The sequence below is a fragment of the Carboxylicivirga agarovorans genome, assembly GCF_050589845.1.
GTDB lineage: Bacteria > Bacteroidota > Bacteroidia > Bacteroidales > Marinilabiliaceae > Carboxylicivirga > Carboxylicivirga agarovorans.
This window is the reverse complement of sequence record NZ_JBNGPA010000050.1, coordinates 12087-30681: the sequence shown is the minus strand read 5'-3', so window position 1 is coordinate 30681 and position 18595 is coordinate 12087. Positions and strand designations below refer to the sequence as shown.

The following is an 18595-nucleotide window of genomic DNA, read 5'->3' as shown; positions in this document are numbered from 1 at the left end:
TATAATTGCAGAAATCAAAGAGTTTTATGAAAATTGTTACAAAAGTTTCTAAAACCACCTCCCGGTTCGTACCTCACCGGACTCCTCCTTTTTGTAAGGAGGAGAGCTGATTTACATGATGCATAGACCTATACGTTTATAAAACTTCTTTTCGAACACTAAAAGACTTTGTCCAAACCCTACTTCTGCTGAAATAGTTAAGAATACTCAATTCTTAACTATTCCGATCCCATTGCCGCAAAAAGAAAGGAAAAAAGTCTAGAGCAATAGAACCCTTCAGCCCGCATCAGCCTTCATTCCTGCCGGCCCACAACCACCTCAAGTGCGTCCTGAAGCCTTCTCGCCAATCTTGGCCCGGACTAGTGCTCAGGCCAGCGCACTTTTTATTTACAGCTTTTAATATTTTATCCACCAATTCCACAAATTGTATTCCTGCGGAATGGATTACCAAGCTGTAAATCTTCAGTTACGTTACGAGTTTTATAGCTATTATATGTTATTGTGATTTTCTGTCCATTAACCATCTCACCTCGATCCTCTCCAGGAGGAGAGGAAGTGTGAACGATCGGAGAGAGCAGCGTTTATTGAGATTGGATTTATTTTGCAGGCATTTAATGCACAGCAATACCTTACATCATCTGTCATTAACAAAAAACGCTGATCGATTATGACCAGCGTTTATATTTTGAGAGGCTTTGGCTTAAAACTTAACCTTTACCAATTGATTGCACCTTAAAGCCAATGGTTTCCAATTGTTCTTTATTGATAATGTTACGACCATCAAATAAAAAGGCCGGCTTAAGCATGTTGTTGTATATTCCCTGCCAGTCATAGTCTTTGAACTCATCCCATTCAGTCAGGATAGCAACCGCATGCGACTGACTTAAGGCCTCTTCAGGCTTTGAACTGATGGTGACAGACCGGTCAATTAAATCTTCAGCTTCGGCAGGAGAGAGGCCTCGTTGCGTCCACAGGTATAGTAAATCAGACTTTATTTGCCCGGCACTGACTTTAGGGTCATAAACATGAATTTGAGCTTTATCCTGTATTAGTTCGTCGGCCACATAAATAGCAGCTGATTCCCTGGTATCGTTGGTGTCCTTTTTAAAGGCCCATCCAAGGAAGCTAATTTTTTTACCTGATACGGTATTAAACAGCGCATCAATAATATTCTTGGCAAAACGGTGCTTTTGATAGTCATTCAGGATGATCACCTGTTCCCAGTAGTCCGCCACCTCCGGAAGACCAAAATGATTACACAGGTACACTAAATTAAGAATGTCCTTTTGAAAGCAAGAGCCGCCAAAGCCAACTGAGCTCTTTAAAAACTTTGATCCAATACGTGAGTCCTTGCCAATGGCATGTGCCACTTCATCCACATCAGCCCCAGTCTTTTCACATAAAGCGGAAACGGCATTAATGGACGAGATACGTTGAGCCAAAAAGGCATTAGCCGTCAATTTGGACAGCTCAGATGACCATACCCTGGTGGTAATGATACGCTCACGAGGTATCCAGCTTTCGTAGACTGATACCAGGGCTTCAATGGCGGCATTACCTTCTGCTGTTTCAATGTCACCACCAATCAATATACGATCGGCATGGTGCAGGTCATCAATGGCTGTTCCTTCAGCAAGGAATTCAGGATTAGATAAAATCTGAAATTTTACATCGCCATTTGTAGCGTCAAATATGCGTTTGATGGATTCAGCAGTACGAACAGGAAGTGTTGACTTCTCAACCACTATCTTATCACTTTTGGCCACATCGGCAATTTGCCTGGCACATAATTCAACAAACTTCAGATCGGCCGCCTGTCCTTTACCAATACCATAGGTTTTGGTTGGTGTATTAACCGAAATAAAGATCATCTCGGCTTCTTCGATGGCCTTATTCACTTCGGTAGAGAAAAATAAGTTACGGCCCCTGGCTTCGGCAATTACCTCTGAAAGACCTGGTTCATATACTGGTAGTTTGTCAAGATCTTCATCATTCCAAGCCTCAATGCGTTGCTCATTGATGTCTACAACTGTAACTTTTATCTGCGGATTTTTTTGTGCAATTACTGCCATGGTAGGACCGCCTACATAACCGGCGCCTATGCAGCAAATGGATTTGATTGGATTCATTAAGTGTGTTGATTGAGTTATTTTAAGTTGAAAATTTTGATGTAAAGGTAGGAAAAAATGTGTGGAGATGGGGTATGAGGGGAGTTGATTATCCCAATAGGCATCGGGAGTCGGACTGTCGAAATAGCAGGCGATAGGTATGATATATTAATAGCCTGGCTTAAGTGATGCCAATCAGATCGTATGGGACTTTGTCCCAAACCCTACTTCTGCTGAAATAGTTAAGATCGGAATCATAAAGAATTGAGTATTCTTTATGATTTCAGCAAAACCGGGAATTGTTTTATAAAACCACGGATTTAACACCCCGATTGCTATCCGGGTAAAGTGCAGCTTCACACTGGCTTAAGTTATGCCGATCAGTCCGCATGGGACTTTGTCCCAAACCCTACTTACTTTTTGCCATTGCCGCAAAAAGAAAGGAAAAAAGTCTAGAGCAATAGAACCCTTCCACCCGCATCAGCCTTCATTCCTGCCGGCCCACAACCACCTCAAGTGCGCCCTGAAGCCTTCTCGCCACCCTTGGCCCGGACTATTGCTCAGTCCAACGCACTTTTTATTTACAGCTTTTAATATTTTATCCACAAATTTGCACAAATTGAATTCCTGCGGAATAGTTTACCAAGCTGTAAATAACGGGCTGAAGGCCCACATCATCATAACCTGGGGTAAAGCGCAGCGACACCCCAGGACTAGTCATCTTCATCAACCCGCTGCAACCGCGAATATGTTAATGCAGGAATTAGTTTGCAGCGGAATAGGTAGTTATATAGTTAAGGGGATAAGATGTTTATTGGCAGCTTCAAATGATTCATCCACAAATTTGCACAAATTGTATTCCTGCGGAATGGATTATTAAGCTGCAAATAACGGGCAGAGGATCAGTTTATTTTAGCCTGGGGTAAAGCGGATGGATGCATCAGGTATGATCAATGGGAATTATATACGTAAAAAAAGGTCCTGCACATGATGCAAGACCTTTACTTTCATTTTCTTAATATTTTTTAACCGAATAAAGGCTGATAATCTGCCTTTGGGGTGTATGTTTTCAGATAATCTACTAAATAGGATTGAGCACCTTTAGCCATTTGTTGATAAGCCTCATTATCTACTTCAATTAAATTTGTTAGCTGATTTAACCACTCGTCTTCATTCAGACTCAAATTAAAACCTGCTTGCATAGATGCCAGATTGCTCCAGGGAGTGTAATGCGAAATGATTGCGGGTTTTCCTGCTGTCAGGGCTTCGAAAATGACATGTCCAAAATTCTCACCTAAAGTTGGCAATATAAAAAAGTCATAGGGTAACAATGCTTTAACGACTTCTTTTGGAGCCACCTGACCAATATACTTTACACGAGCCTTGTTTTTTTCGATAAGAGGCTGGCACTTTTCCCAATAGGGGAGGTCTTTTATCGGCCCAATAATATCCAGAGATACTTTTAAATCCTGGTGTTTATCAAGTAATTCAAGAAGAAACATTAAATTCTTTTTCTCGGTAATTAATGAGAGAAACACCAGTCTTAATTGTCCTTTTTGCTTTGAATGTTCCAAAGTTGCAAAAGCAGGTTGTAAGGGAGGTGTATCTTTTGCCAGAATAACCTTACTGTGTCTGAAATGTTTACCTATATCCTTTACTTCCTGTTCATCGGTTGCATGCCACTGTAAGCCCTTCAATAACCCACTTGTTTTAATGATAGAAAGATATAGTTTCTTTTTAAAAGCTTTAACCTTTAGTGCGCCAGCATGCAGCATACCCCTCGGTGCTACAATAAGCTTATTTTTAACACCTTTTAAAGCAATAATGGGTTTTAAAAAGAACTTATTACCGTATATGCCATTGATATATACCTTATCTGGCACAATGTCATCCAACAACACCTTTATGGATCTATCATCTTTAGAACTCGAATAGTAAATTTGGATAGAGTCACTATATTTCACCCATTGGTTGACTCTTACATCCAAATGTGTACCATCTAAATCATAACAGCTGGTATAGATATAAAAGCTATAATTATCAAGGTTAGTAACCATGTTACCAAGAGAACTGACAATACCTCCTGCTTTTTCGGCAGGAGTGAAGTAGGGGTAGATGATGAGGATTTTATTGGGCATAGTTAATTTTGTTGTTCACCAATGATTTTCTGATAAAGTGTCTCATATAAACCAGCCACTGTTTGGGGATTGAAACGTTTTACATTTTCTAATCCATTAGTGATGAGTTTATTTCTATACTCTTTGTTTTCAATAACTTTGGTGATGCCTGCTTTAATAGAGTTTAAATCATAAGGATCAACAAAACAAGCACCATCTCCTGCGACCTCCGGCATAGATGATAAATTGGATGTTATAACCGGACGCCCAATTGCCTGTGCTTCCAGTATTGGCATGCCAAATCCCTCATTTAATGAACAGAAACTGAGTAAATCACAGTTCATATATTCCTGCTCCAATTCTTTGTCAGAGATTTGATATTTGTTGGTATATTCGATATTGTTTTGCTTTAAAGACAAAGTTATATCATCAGTCAATTTACCAATAATGGTTAGGTGACATTTGCTATCCTTTATGGCTTCAATCAGGCGCTCAATATTTTTATTAGGGGTGGTGCCAATATGCAAAATGCTTGGTTTATCAGTGTTGAACGTATAGGTCTGATGCTTCAGATGTGGCGGTATGATATTAGGAATAACAATGACCTTATCTTTAGAACATTTTGCAGTTGCTAGTAATTCACGTTTGGTGGCCTCTGAAATAACAGTTACATACTTTGAGTGTTTAATGGGCAGATGTACCCAAAAGTACCATAAAATAAAACGCTTTAGACCTTTGCTATTTTTTAAAAAAGTAAAATCGTGATAAGTATTAATGGTAATATCCTTTTGTAGAAAAGGGGTAATAAAATAAACATCACCTGTTATATGATTGATGTTGCCTTGCTGACGTGATGCTGCCATACCACTAAAAAGCCTTTGAAACAGGCCTATACTATAAAATGGAAGCGTATAAACTGAATAGTTTATTGAATCAGATAGATGCTCCCTGATAGTATCAAAGAGTTTTTCAATGCTAAAATGAAAGTCGTAAGGTTTACGTTGAAAATAGGTAACTTTCATTATTTCTTTAGTTTATACCAATTTGGGTTCATAAATGGTTTCTCAATTAGCTTAAAGGTTATGGCGCTACAAATCCATATAACTATTAGTAGAACAAAAGCAGCAAGTAAAAGTAATAAAAATGAATTAGTCGCATTAAAAACCCACAGTGTAGCTAATCCTCCGATTGCAATTATTTGAAAATGTATTAAATACATTGAATATGACATTGTTCCGGTCATCGCCAATATAGGCAGACTAAAGAAGCTTTTCCAGAATGATGACTTAAGAGCAAGAATTATTATACCGGAAGTAGCAAATGGGATAAGAAAACAACCAATTAATTGTTTAGGCTGTAATGAGATAATAATACTTAAACACAAAATACCAATGATTACTTCAATGGCTTTATTTTTAACGAATTGTATTTTTTCATCTAAATATAGATCTACGCAAAGCAGACCTGCTAAAAAATAGTGGTAGTAGTCTAACAGACTTATAAATGATAACAATATGTAATTACACTGAAAATAACTTCCACTAATAATGCCAATAAGCAAAATTATTCTTCTTAAAGATTTTGGAAACTTAAAAACTACAGAAAGCAAAGGTAATACGAGGTAAAATTGAAATTCCACTTCCAGTGACCAGGCTACATAATTTAAGTAATTGCCTGTTTTAAACAGAATATTATGCATATATAAATTACCACTTATAAAGCTATTTATAATGGTGCTTAGATTATATTTGGAAATGATAGCATAATACAAACCGAATGTACTTAATACTATAATATATGTCGGTTGAAGACGTGTAAAACGTCTTATGAGATATTTTTTTAGGTTAATTTTTCTATCATTCAAAAGGTGATATTTTGCAAATGGCAGACCCAAAATAAATGCACTAATAGCAAAAAAAACAGGTACCCCATTGTCACCATTATGAAGAATTTGTTTAACAAATTTGGGAATAACGTCATGAATATATGTAACATGATGACTTATAAACCCCCAAAGGTGAAAGTATATCACCATAAAAATTGCTAAGGCCCGCAGCCCATCTAATTCTGAAAGGACTTTTCCGGAGGACGTTGTGCGCTTAAGAAAATTAAATCTCATTTAAATTTAATGTGTGTCATATAGTTTATTTTTTAAAAAATACTTTTTAAAATAAACTTGATGTAAAGCAATAAAAACAATTAAGGCTTTAAAAAAGTGATTTAGAGGCGTCAGTAAATCATCTTCAGCTTTAATAGTATAGATAAATAAATATGGAATAAAGAAGAAGTAGACCGGATATTTATTAATAAAATTGCCAAAACGTTTAAAGCAATATGAGTAAAATAATCCTATGCAATACATAAATGCCAAGCCTCCCCAGTAACCAAAGTTAGCCCATCCTTCTCCTAATAAGCTTAAATTCATACTGGTGCCTTTTAACTCATAACCTGTAAAACGTTCAAAGTTTTCCTTTCCTCCAGCTTTAGCTTTATTAGGTAATAATATTCTGGGGAAGATGGCTGATACAACTGCCGACTTAATAGTTTCACCTTTAGCAAAACCTTCATTTTCAGGTACCCAATCCATTACCCAGGTTACTAAAGCTCCTTGATTAGCTCGTGTGATTCTGGCCGATAAGTTTTGATCATCCATAAAATTTTGAAACGTCAGTCGTTCAAAACTTAATTGAGCCAATAATCCTGCCCTATCAATAAAACTTATTTGATGATAAGTATCTTTCCAAACCACTTCCCGGTAATCTTTTTTTGCGCCATCCAGGGTAATGATTAAATACATACCTATAGTTACCCAAGCTAATTTTTTATTAAAACTGAGGTTCGGTTTATTGTTCATATAATACAGAAAGGCAAAGGCAACCCATATTAATGCCAGGAAAAAAATTCCAGAAAAGAATGCATCTCTAACCAAAGGTAAGAAGGCAATCACTAACCAAATTACTTTACAATTTTGATCTACTTTCGAAAATATGACGCTAATACCTCCTATATATGTTAAAAATACAAGTAGTGTAACAAAGTAAGTCAAAGCACCAGGTAAAAAAGGTTGTATCACCATTGCAACATAGCCAATGGTGATGAGCTGCTTGGCAAATGAAAACAAATTAAAATTGAATAGCTTATTTTTTATTATCTCCGAATTAATATTTCCTTTGAATGTAAACAACCCGAGTCCAAATAAGAGAATTCCGGGAAGAGCAAAATTGAAATAGATTTCGGCATCAACCTTTGGAAAAAATATTTTATTCGGCTCCTGTATATAAAATGCTAAAAAAGAAGAGGCTAATAACTGTAGGTTAGCAGTTAAGAATGCCAATTCGCGTAATGGAATCGTTTTTCCTAATCGATCAATAAAAAGAATCAACGAAAAGAAAAATGAAGCGAGACTTAATAAGGCAACTAAAGGAACATCAAAAAAAACTGAAGAAATCAAAACTAAGACAACTATAACAAAGAGTATGTTCTGATATTGTTTGATCATTTTCCGACAACTAATTTTTCAATGGCTTTACTGATTGATGTAAAGTTCCACTCATTAATTAATATTTCAGGATTAGGATATTCACTTTGCATTATAGAATCAGTAACTGCTGTTTTTAAAGTACTAATCAATGATTCTGTGTTATTTGATTCAAAAATATGATTTTTATTTTTTATTAAATCAAGTGCGCACCCAACCTTATTACTTACAATTGCTAATCTGCCACATGCCATAGCTTCATTAATGGCTAAACCCCATGTTTCACTATTTGATGGTAAGCAATAATAATCGGCCAGTCGATACACTGCAGGCATTTTCGATTGGTTTTGAAATGGGAGAAAAGTAATATTTGAATTATTAGATGCTACTTGTCTCAATTCTTTTTCTATAGGGCCATTACCTAGTAAAATAATTTTAAATTTTAGTCCATCGTTTCTTTGTAATTTATTAACGGCTTCAATAAAAAATAATAAATTTTTCCTTGGTTCAAATTTACCAGCATACAACAAAATAATATCATCATTTTTAAAACCTAATTCTTTTCTCCATATTTCGGCTCTTGACTCATAATTTTTATCCTTTGAATCAAAAAAACGTTCATTATCAATGGCATGTGGAGCAAATTTTAATTGGCGTTCTTTTAATCCATGAGTCACATAATAGGCTTTATTATTCTGCCCAACATATAAGGCAGTATCTACGCTTTTATATACCCATGTAAGAAAAGCTTTCCTGATCTTAAATTTAGCTAACGATTTAATGGCATTTATTAAATTTATAGACTTATCCCTTTTGAATATATCACTAACTTTCTTGAAATCATAATCAAGAAGTGTACTGTCACCTCTAAACAACACAGGGATTTTCCCTTTAAAATACCGGATTGCTTTTAAGTGCGCCTGGTAATTCCATCCAAAAATTAGTAGGTGGGTTGCACCCCATTTTTCTATTTCAGTTATTAAATGTGGACATTTTATTCCATAAAAATGAGTTAAATCTGGCTTTCTAGCATTGTTTTTAATAAACATATAATCATATCCATCCAGAAGTGGAATATCCCATTTAATTTTAGTTCCAAAATCTTTATCGACAAAATCATATTGACGTTGGCTGTAGGTGTAAAAGACCATTATTTCACACTTACCTCTATTGTTCAATAAAGCAAATATTGGTGCATAATACTGTATCGGGTGGGTTAGGACAATTGCTAACCGTGGTGAGTTCATCCTATAGATTAATAACGTTATTAATACTATTAATTAACTTTTCTGCAGATGCTTTGGCAGAATATGGTCTCAAAGCTTCCAAATTAGGTTTCCATTCTATATTTTGAGATGCGAGATTATGAAAGTTTTCTTTTATTGTTAAAAATAAATCGCTTTGACTAATTTCTGGATAATAACTACTAAGATATGTGTCAGCGTTAATTTCTTTAAGTATTCTTGCGGCATCACTTTCCTTATGGAAAATGGAAAATACGGGTGTTTTTGACAAAAGACCTTGAAATACTTTTGAGGCTGTATAGTGTTTTTCTGTACTTCCAATCACCATTACTCCAAAAGCCCTTTTTAATAAGTTTAAAATCTCCAAATATGATATCCTTTCTCTTTTTTCGGTTACCAGTTCACTTATCTCAAATTCATTGGCATAATCGAGTATGCTTTTATCTTTATATTTGCCGGTACCCACAAAATACAGATGTAAGTTATCGGGTAATCTGTTTTCTTCTTTTAATTCGGCAATACCCTTAAATAGTAACTGTATAAATAGGTGAGATTTAGGCAAAAATGCTCCGGCATAAATTAATGCCTTTGTATTTTGATCCCATAATTCTTCCTGAGGTTTTATTTCAACAGTGTAATCAAAGGGATCAAAACCATATTGCATGGCACAATGCTCCATATTACCATTAGGAAAGTTACGTTTTAAAACAGGTGCATAGTACTCGTGTGCAACACCTGTAATGAGAGAAGCCTTTTTAACAGCCCAAGGTTCCAATACCTTTGCCAAATGGTTGGCCAACCAGGCTTTAGAAAGTACTTTTTCCTGTCCAGGAAAACCATCTACCCAGGGATCGATATAGTCTATACCAAAAGGTACACTAGTGGCTTTGTGAATAGGGCGGCCCAATAAGGCATTGTAATATGAGGGAATTGGCAACCAAAAGAAATCTATTTTTTCTTCCTTGATTATTTCAATCGCCTTGTTTTTAAGCTGCTTATATGCTCTTAAAGCTAAGTCACCCACCATTCGTTTTTTACTAGTTATTGGCTTAGCATCAACAAAGTGTACATTAACGGATGGTTTAACTAATTTTGTCAGTTCTGGTACAGATGGTTCCTCATAAAAGTCTGGATGAACAGCTAAAATGTGTGTTTCCCAACCTAATTCAGGTAAACTATTAGCCAATAATCTGGATCGTTGAGCTCCCACTAAATTTGACGGCATCCAATGTGGGTATATAATTAAAATTTTATTCATTTATTAATATCGTTAGCAGTTCTATATTTTATCCACCTCTTCAACCCGAGGTGTTTCTTTCAAACAAGTAATAAAATAAGATTAATATTCGTCAATAATTACATTAAACTCTATTCTTTTAAGGCTATTATAATGACTTTTAAATTCATTCAGACTGTTAATTCCAGCTTTCCTTTTTTTGAAATATTCCCAATTTAGTCTTTTAAAATAATATGCATAATAAAACCTTTTTTTGTTCCATTTTTTTATTTTTTTGATGTTAATATCTTCGCAGTTGATAAAGCGATTTGGAACAATTATATAATGATCTTGATTGCCAAAACTTCTTTCTATATCCATAGGTCGTTTTAGAAAATGGATATACATCATCTCTTCCGTTTCTAATTTATCCTCGATGACAAAATGCCTTAATAATTTACCATTACTAAATTCAAATATTTGATCCTTATTTTTCTTTTGGAATGATTTCGAAAAATGCATCATTTCAAAATTGTTTGTACAAGTTTTTAAGTCAGCAAAGTATAGGCCTTTATAGATTTTATATCCTTTTTCTTCCAAAATATTGTTTATTTCGTTTTCCTCGAAAGCGAAAAGTGAATTAGTTGGGTTGGAAAAAATAGTTTTGTATAACTTGGTATTGTAATATTCACTTTGATATACTTTATTTATTTCTGGGTTGTTTTTATAGAGCGAAAAATGGCCCCTCCAGGATATTTTATCATATAGAAATAGAATATTCTCCGGAATAAAAGATCTGATATCTCCAAAGATAAGATCCATATCACAATGCCCCCAAAAATCATAATCAAGAAATTCTTCGTGGAAAATATCACCAAATGCCGGGACATAATCGCAAACATGATATGCATCTTTTAGTGAAATGGGGAAGTCAAAATGCTTTTTAAAAATATCACTGAATTCATCAAAAGTATATAACCTCCTTTTTACATTTGGCGGGTAATCATATTCCTCTTTAACGTCTGTAAATAGAATGAAATCAATACTATTATTGAATTTACATGAATTTAACCAAAGTTTAAAATAGTTGTTAAACTTACCAAAGTAAAATGCAGTCAGGCAAATCTTAGATTGTTTGTTATTATTCATTTATCTATTTTGTCGTTTTAAAATAATATTTAAGTCTAGATTGCCTCCGAGATAAGTTTTTTAACTCTACGCATCTGATTCTCTATAGCTAAATTAATGGCAGAATGATAACGTTTATTTAAATTATTAATTATCATATCTCGTTGTTTATTTAAATTTTTAATAGCCTTTATTAACTCTTCTCCATTTGATAAAGAGCAGAGCATTCCTTGATCTGGGTATTCTTGAATAAAGGCTTTTTGTGCTTTTGTATTTGAGGCAAGAATATAATTACCTGCCTGAGCATAAGCAATAATCTTATTTGTAAGACATAACTCACGATTTAATTCTCCTTGTGGGTTTTCAAGAGAAAGGCCTACATGATGATTTATTAGTTCTTTATGCAGTTCTTGTTGCGAAATGGGAGGATGAATGTTGAATATTATATGTTTTACTTTTTTTGAGGTAGGATTAATTATTTTTTGTCTGAATTCATTATCCATATCACCTATAAGCGTTAGTTCAATAGAGATATTACATTGACTTATTGCTTGGATAAATTCTTCCAAACCTCTATTAAATGAAATTGTTAGAGAAAACCAAATGAAACGTAATGGACCTCTGTAGTAAACATCTTTTTCAACACGTGGAGTTGGGATGAATTCTTTTTTCGGAAAAGCATTAATGATGACTTTGTGTTTATGATGTCCTCCAATTAGTTTCAAAGCATATTCACCGATAAGCGGACTAGCACTTGTTAAATAGGTGGCTTTAGGCAATAACTTCTTGTATAGTGTTTTACATACGTACTCATAGTGCTTTCCTCTATCTTTAAAACTCATTCCAGGATCATAATCTTCGATATCAAATGCGAATGGGATATTCCATTTTTTTGCAATTTTAAATGCTGGATACAGTGCTGGTAAATTGTGTGCAACTACAAATTCGTAGTTGCTTTTGAAAGATGTTCCATTTAAATAGTTCCAGGTTTTTAATGACTTACGACTCAATGCACCTGCACAGATACTTAAATTATTTTTAAACAAAGGGAGCATTGTTCTACAAAACTTTTCAACGATGCCCCAATACACCCAATTAACTTTGTGTTTTTTGCTTATATCTATAAACTTAAAATTAATGTGTTTTCTCTCAGAAACCATTTGTTTATCTACCTTGCTGCTCCAATGTATAAACCTATATAGAACAACATCAATGTTGTAATCCAATGATAAGAAATCAATCTCTTTAACTAACCTTGGATTGGTAGCTAGATTTGCAGAGGTTATATAAAGTATTTTCTTTTTCATAAAGATTGATTGTATTAATTAATCAATAGATTAGGATAAAAGTTTCTCTATATTATTCGTAACATTTGAAATCGAATAATTATTTCTTTGAAATTTGCTGACTTGTTCAAAAGGATAATTGTGGATTCGGTTAATTATTTCACACAGCTCATGGTTATTTTTAAAAACCCATTGTTGTTTAGAGTCATTCAATATTTCAGCTACAGCACCGATGGCACGACCAATAACAGGAACACCTGCTAAAATACTTTCAACAAGTACTCTTCCAAACGGTTCATCCCAAGTACTTGGAAAAATAGTAATATCATAATTCCTCAGAAAGTCAATAGGATTTTCTTGATGACCGACAAATCTGACGGAATTATCTAACGATAGTTTTTTAACTGCCTCTTCACAATTTACTTGATAACATTCTTGGTCCCTATTCATTGGGCTGCCTGCAATTGACAAAGTTGTATTTGGCCATTTTCTTATAATAAGAGGCATGGACTCAATTAATTCCAATATTCCTTTACCTTTGTCCATACGTCCAAGATATACTAGCTTTAACTTTTTATGTGCTATTTCTTTTTGAGGGAATGAAAAATCAAAGGAAAACCCGTTAGGAATAATCAAAGTTTTATCTTTTGGAATACCCATTTGCGTATGCGCTTCAAACATATTTTTATTAGCCACAACAAATTGATCAACACAAGGAAGTAACAAGCTTATTTGGTTTCTTTTTTTTGAAAGATTACCCGACAAAGGAGGTAGGCGTAAATGACAAACTAATTTTTTTGCACCTTTTATTTTCTTCAATACTGCAGCCAATGGGAGATCCATTATCTGATTGATGTAAATAGTAGCTCCTTTTACATTTTTAATTAGGAAAAGTGAGTTTAAGAAATTAATCCACTCTCTAAGACTAAGCTTATTAAATATATTAATCGATGGTATTTGAATAACAGCTATTCCGTGTTCTTTGTATTTATCAATTAAATCACCATTCTTTACATATGCCAATGTTATTGAATGTCCTTTTTTCTTAAGACCAACAAGTATATCATAGTAACTTCTTTCCTGACCACCTCTTTTGGTCGAGGGTTCATATTCAATTGCTATAATGTGCATAACTAACCTAGTAGATTTTTCGAGTTATTGATTTATTATGTCAAGACTATTATTGATATATCGTTATATTGATATGTGAAATCAAATCCTTGAATCATTTTCTTATGAATATCAATATTATTACTATTCTCAATGTCTTCATCGCATAATATTTGCTAAATCATTTGAATTTGCATTCGGAAGAATATGGTTGAGTAATCGCTTATTATAGGTACATTGGTATTAGGGATTTTTCTTTCTCTCGATGACTAATAGCCTGATTATAATTCTTTAGTAATATTGAAAGCGCTTTGGTTTGTACCTTATAGTGGTATTTGTTATTGCCAAAAAGTGAATTTAAATAGTTAAGTAACAATAACTTTAAATAATAGGATTTTCCATATAAAGGCATTTCATGATTTTTAAGTAGACCTAAATAAGTTATATATGCATAGTTTGTATCTTTTTTGAAATTAATTGACTTTTTTCTATGCTCTCGATCATGTGATACAACAATATCAGGACAAAGTCCTATTTTTAAATTATTTAATTTAACTCTTGAAGTATAGTCATTATCTTCACCGTAATGCGGAAACATAGGATCAAAGCCACCAACTGCTTTTATCGTTTTCATTGGCAAAAGCCAACATGCTGCATTTAAAAAAACGGTATCGTAGATTTCTTTCGATTTTTTATTATTTATAAGTAAGTCCGTTACCAATTGTCTACATGGAACTACGGAATATTCATAAAACATTGCATCAACAATAGAATTGTCCCCATTAAGTTGTAATGGAGCCAAAATACCGTATTCAATATTTCTTTTATGAATTTCTATTAAACTAATTATTGTATTTTCTTCTATCCATGCATCTTGATTGAGTAAAAAAACATAGTCATAATCTTCTGTTATAGCTTTTTTCAGTCCTAAATTATTTGCTTTTCCAAATCCAAGGTTTTTATTCGATTCAATAATCGATACTGAAGGAAAACTTTCTTTAATCAACTGAACTGTTCGGTCAGAAGACTTGTTATCAATAACAAAAATGTCTGTTTTAACTTTTGACTTTAGAAGACTTTCAAAGCATTTATCAATCCATTTTTGACCGTTATATGTTACTACTATCGTAAGAACTTTCAAATTATTTTGTTTTGTATGGTGTGTTAATGTAATTGATTATCTCACAATCTGAAATTGTTTTCACTCTCTTTTTGTTCTTATTAATTAGATGTAATGAACCTAAAGCTTTGTTAAATCCAATAGCGAGATTCTTACTTTTTAATAACCAATAGATATATCTAAATGGAAGTTTTATTAAAAATTGAATCCAAAAAACTCCAGAATTCATAGATTTAAATTGCCATAAGAAGAAGTTTCTATAAAACATTTGAGCAACTTCAGAGGACTTAAACTGTGTACTAATCGTACCTGCATCACGATGAAAAACCTTAAACTTTGGATTATATATAGTTCTCCAACCTCTGTGCCATGCCCTATGACTTAAATCGACCTCTTCAATATAAGCAGGTCGGAATATATCATCAAATCCATTTAGATCATTAAAATACTTAACTCTAAATAAACCAGCACCACCAGAAGCATAAAATGTATACCGAACATCACTAATGTCTTCAAATATCCAGAAACTTTCTACCCACCCTTTTTTTAATTTAAGTTGCCTGACTCCATTTTGCACCCCAACTCCATCCCAGTTATATATTTTTGCTGTAACAGCAAAAAGTTGATCGTCCTGCTTAAGTAGAGGTATAGATTCTTTAAAAACACTACTTGTTAACTTTAAATCATCATTAAGGATTAATACAAATTCGGATTTTATCCTTTTTATGTATGAGTTTAATGAAAAAAGATAATCATTGACAGGAGAGAATATGTATTGATAGCTAGGGTAATTTTTTATTACAAAATTTTTAGTTGCTTCATCCCGACCATTATCAACTATTAAAACGTCAATGTCATATTCAGAAGTAACTTCTATGGCATCTTTTACTGTAGGCAATAAATGTTCTAAATGATGTTTACCCTTATAGGTTAAAATGATAACTGTGCAATCAGGCATGTTTAGTTATTTCCTTTAGTTCTTTAAGTTGAAGTATTAATTTGGGGCAGAATAATTGTGGCTCTAATCGTCTATCTATGGCCTTTTGAGCTTGAAATGGTTCAATGATATAGCTGGTTTCAAAAACAACTTGAAACAGCTTTAATAACTCTAATTTTGTATAAAATTCTTTTGTGCCTAATTGGACAAGTTTACATGGTGTTTTGCTATTTATATTTTGCCATAGCTTTTCGACTTGTTTACACCATTCTAAAGTCGTAATACCATTCCAAAGGTGATTAGAGTATCCTTTTAGCTTGGCCTGTCCAGGCTGAGACAAAAACCAACCTAGTAAGCCCTTAGGATTTGCAGCATTATCTGTACCTATAATTGAAACCCTTGCAATTAAGGTATTTGATCTGTTTAAGAGAACCTGCTCACCTAACTGTTTACTCCATCCATAATCATCGATGGCATCCTGGTTCGCATCCTTCTTATATGGTTGATTTGTATCACCACTAAATAAGCAGTCTGTACTGGCATGTATTAATGTCTGTGTTGGTAATAAAGACCTGGACAATTCAAGTGGTAAAATTGCATTGGACCAAAGCAGGGGAGAGGTATCCTCTGTTTTTTGCTTTATTTTTCCTATAGCGTTAATCACAATGGCATAAGGATATTGTTTTAGCTCTTCAAAAAATGCCAGTCTAGTTTCAGGTTCAAATCGATTTTTAATGGTAATTACCCTATATCCTTGCTGGGTAAAGTGGCTGACTGCCATTTGCCCAAGCATTCCCTTATGGCCTAGAATAATAATTTCTCTTTTATTCTTCATTTGAAAAAATTAGGTGTAAAATTCTGTATCGCCCATTCGATCCAATAAGTTGGATAACTCCTGATAGTCCTTTATGCGATGTGTATTGGCAGAATGATATTCATAACCCAATGGATAGGTTTCATTTATATCAAAGGATTTGTATTCCGGATAGACGGTGAAGAATTTTTCTTCTTCTTTAGCGCGTCGAATTTCATACTCGTTAACCAAAACTTCATCCATCTTTTCTCCTGGTCGAATACCAACCACCTCTATTCTTGACAAATCACCATCGCCGTATTTCTTTAGCATGGTCTCTGCTAAAAATTCAACAGTTGCAGCAGGTGCCTTTTTAACAAATACTTCTCCACCTTTGGCATTAGTCAAAGCATGTAATACCAATTCAACGCTTTCGTCCAGGGTCATCATAAAACGAGTCATTTCAGGGACTGTTAATGTTAACGGTTTACCTTCCTGAATCAATTTCTTAAATAAAGGTATAACGGAGCCTCGCGATCCCATTACATTGCCATAGCGTACGCATGCGAAGCGCGTATCTATATTATATTGATTTTGAGAACCAACAATTTTCTCCATCATTGATTTGGAAATGCCCATTGCATTGACCGGTTTTACGGCTTTGTCTGTACTCAAGGCAACAACCGCTTCAACATTATTAGCAATGGCAGCCCGACATACATTTTCAGGGCCTAATATATTTGTTTTTACGGCTTCAAAGGGGTAATTCTCACAGGCAGGAACATGTTTAAGAGCTGCTGCATGAAAGACGTAATCAACACCCTTCATTGCCTGGTTAATACGTATGTCATCTCTTACATCACCTATGATATATCTATAGTCAGGATGAGCCTTTTGCATTTCGTATTGTTTCTTTTCATCCCTGCTATAAATAATTATATTTTTGGGATTTTGCTTTTCTAAATAGTTGGCAACACGATTACCAAATGAGCCTGTACCTCCGGTTATAAGGATGGTTTTATCTGATATGTTCATACTTCTTGTATAGTTGTTTAGTTCTTAAATATCTGGCTGGTTTAGAAATAATACCTCTAAGATTTAGTCGTGTTAAACCTTTTATCAAAAGGGCGTAGATGAACTTATATATTCCAAGCTCCCGGTAAAGACAATTTAAAGAGTTTTTTTGCTTATGATCAAAAATATACTGATTAAACAACCGAAATTGCAAAGAGTTTTTTGCTTTTCTATGCAATTGTGGGTATCGAACATTTATGATACCATGAATTATCCATGATTCCTCATTAATCAAGTCTGTTAGAGAATTAGTATGTGTAGCAGACTGATTATGTATCCGGTATTTAGATAGTACCTCGTTCATGCCATGCCATTTTACATTAGGTGATTTGGCATAATTTTCCATAGCATGTAAAACTTCACCTTTATATTTTAGTCTTGTATCATATCTACACTGTAAATAATAGGATGATCGTCCCATTGTTGTAGTATTGTTATGTGATCCATACCATTGAGGAAATGCAAAAAACCAATCCGTTCTAAAAAACCATTCTTCAGGACTCTGACAAGGAGTCATCTCCCATAAAATTTCCTTGGTATCACTATCAAAAGCCTGGGTTTTTGATAATACCAAACCACACTCAGGATGCTCTTGAAGGTATATAACTTGCTTTTCCAATTTATTGGGTAACAATATATCATCACCAGACATGGGAACGATAAATTCTCCTCGTACTTTATTAAACCCTGCATTTTGATTTCCTGACATTCCTATATTTACGGGTTGTATCAGGGGAATAATCCGATTGTCTTTTTTTACCCATTTAGATATTATTTCTTCGCTTCCATCATTTGAAGCATCATCAGCTATAATTACTTCGAAATTTTGATAGGTTTGATTTAGAATACTCTCAATAGCTTCGTCAATAAACTCTGCATTTTTGTAACAAAGGAGTACTATGCTAACTAATTTATTAATATACATTTGAGTTATCTTAATATAGAGTTAAATGAATTAATATCATAACATTGGCATTATGATAT

Annotated in this window: 15 protein-coding genes; all 15 read right to left on the bottom strand. The window is 33.9% G+C overall.

The window, feature by feature from the left end:
* Positions 1 to 707: 707 nt before the first annotated feature.
* The gene (locus tag ACRD69_RS24005; protein ID WP_430817694.1) at positions 708 to 2129 is read right to left on the bottom strand and encodes a UDP-glucose 6-dehydrogenase; all 1422 of its coding nucleotides are present in this window, start codon (positions 2127 to 2129) and stop codon (positions 708 to 710) included.
* Between the two features lie 1004 nt (positions 2130 to 3133).
* Entirely contained in the window at positions 3134 to 4246 is a 1113-nt protein-coding gene (locus ACRD69_RS24000; protein ID WP_430817693.1) for a glycosyltransferase, read from the bottom strand.
* A 2-nt stretch (positions 4247 to 4248) separates the two neighbouring features.
* On the bottom strand, positions 4249 to 5247 hold the full coding sequence (locus tag ACRD69_RS23995) for a glycosyltransferase family 4 protein (protein ID WP_430817692.1): 999 nt from the start codon (positions 5245 to 5247) through the stop codon (positions 4249 to 4251).
* A complete protein-coding gene (locus ACRD69_RS23990) occupies positions 5247 to 6344 on the bottom strand; it encodes an acyltransferase family protein (RefSeq protein ID WP_430817691.1) in 1098 nt (365 codons plus the stop codon). Before ACRD69_RS23990 ends, ACRD69_RS23995 begins: the two co-directional genes overlap by 1 nt.
* Positions 6345 to 6350: 6 nt before the next feature.
* The gene (locus tag ACRD69_RS23985; RefSeq protein ID WP_430817690.1) at positions 6351 to 7724 is read right to left on the bottom strand and encodes a hypothetical protein; all 1374 of its coding nucleotides are present in this window, start codon (positions 7722 to 7724) and stop codon (positions 6351 to 6353) included.
* Positions 7721 to 8881, bottom strand: a complete 1161-nt coding sequence (locus ACRD69_RS23980) for a glycosyltransferase family 4 protein (RefSeq protein ID WP_430817689.1) — start codon at positions 8879 to 8881, stop codon at positions 7721 to 7723. Before ACRD69_RS23980 ends, ACRD69_RS23985 begins: the two co-directional genes overlap by 4 nt.
* Before the next feature lie 70 nt (positions 8882 to 8951).
* Entirely contained in the window at positions 8952 to 10205 is a 1254-nt protein-coding gene (locus ACRD69_RS23975) for a glycosyltransferase family protein (RefSeq protein ID WP_430817688.1), read from the bottom strand.
* 81 nt (positions 10206 to 10286) lie between these two features.
* The gene (locus ACRD69_RS23970) at positions 10287 to 11312 is read right to left on the bottom strand and encodes a DUF6625 family protein (RefSeq protein WP_430817687.1); all 1026 of its coding nucleotides are present in this window, start codon (positions 11310 to 11312) and stop codon (positions 10287 to 10289) included.
* A gap of 35 nt (positions 11313 to 11347) precedes the next feature.
* Positions 11348 to 12598, bottom strand: coding sequence for a glycosyltransferase family protein (locus ACRD69_RS23965; RefSeq protein ID WP_430817686.1), 1251 nt, complete (start codon positions 12596 to 12598; stop codon positions 11348 to 11350).
* 30 nt (positions 12599 to 12628) lie between these two features.
* Positions 12629 to 13708, bottom strand: coding sequence for a glycosyltransferase family 4 protein (locus ACRD69_RS23960; RefSeq protein ID WP_430817685.1), 1080 nt, complete (start codon positions 13706 to 13708; stop codon positions 12629 to 12631).
* A 205-nt stretch (positions 13709 to 13913) separates the two neighbouring features.
* Positions 13914 to 14828, bottom strand: a complete 915-nt coding sequence (locus ACRD69_RS23955; protein ID WP_430817684.1) for a glycosyltransferase family 2 protein — start codon at positions 14826 to 14828, stop codon at positions 13914 to 13916.
* 1 nt (position 14829) lies between these two features.
* Entirely contained in the window at positions 14830 to 15765 is a 936-nt protein-coding gene (locus ACRD69_RS23950; protein ID WP_430817683.1) for a glycosyltransferase family 2 protein, read from the bottom strand.
* The gene (locus ACRD69_RS23945; RefSeq protein ID WP_430817682.1) at positions 15758 to 16579 is read right to left on the bottom strand and encodes an NAD-dependent epimerase/dehydratase family protein; all 822 of its coding nucleotides are present in this window, start codon (positions 16577 to 16579) and stop codon (positions 15758 to 15760) included. The genes ACRD69_RS23950 and ACRD69_RS23945 overlap by 8 nt, the downstream gene beginning before the upstream one ends.
* Before the next feature lie 9 nt (positions 16580 to 16588).
* Positions 16589 to 17572: a UDP-N-acetylglucosamine 4,6-dehydratase family protein gene (locus ACRD69_RS23940; protein ID WP_430817681.1), complete on the bottom strand. Its 984-nt coding sequence runs from the start codon at positions 17570 to 17572 to the stop codon at positions 16589 to 16591.
* Positions 17556 to 18536, bottom strand: a complete 981-nt coding sequence (locus tag ACRD69_RS23935) for a glycosyltransferase family 2 protein (RefSeq protein WP_430817680.1) — start codon at positions 18534 to 18536, stop codon at positions 17556 to 17558. Before ACRD69_RS23935 ends, ACRD69_RS23940 begins: the two co-directional genes overlap by 17 nt.
* Between the last annotated feature and the right edge of the window lie 59 nt (positions 18537 to 18595).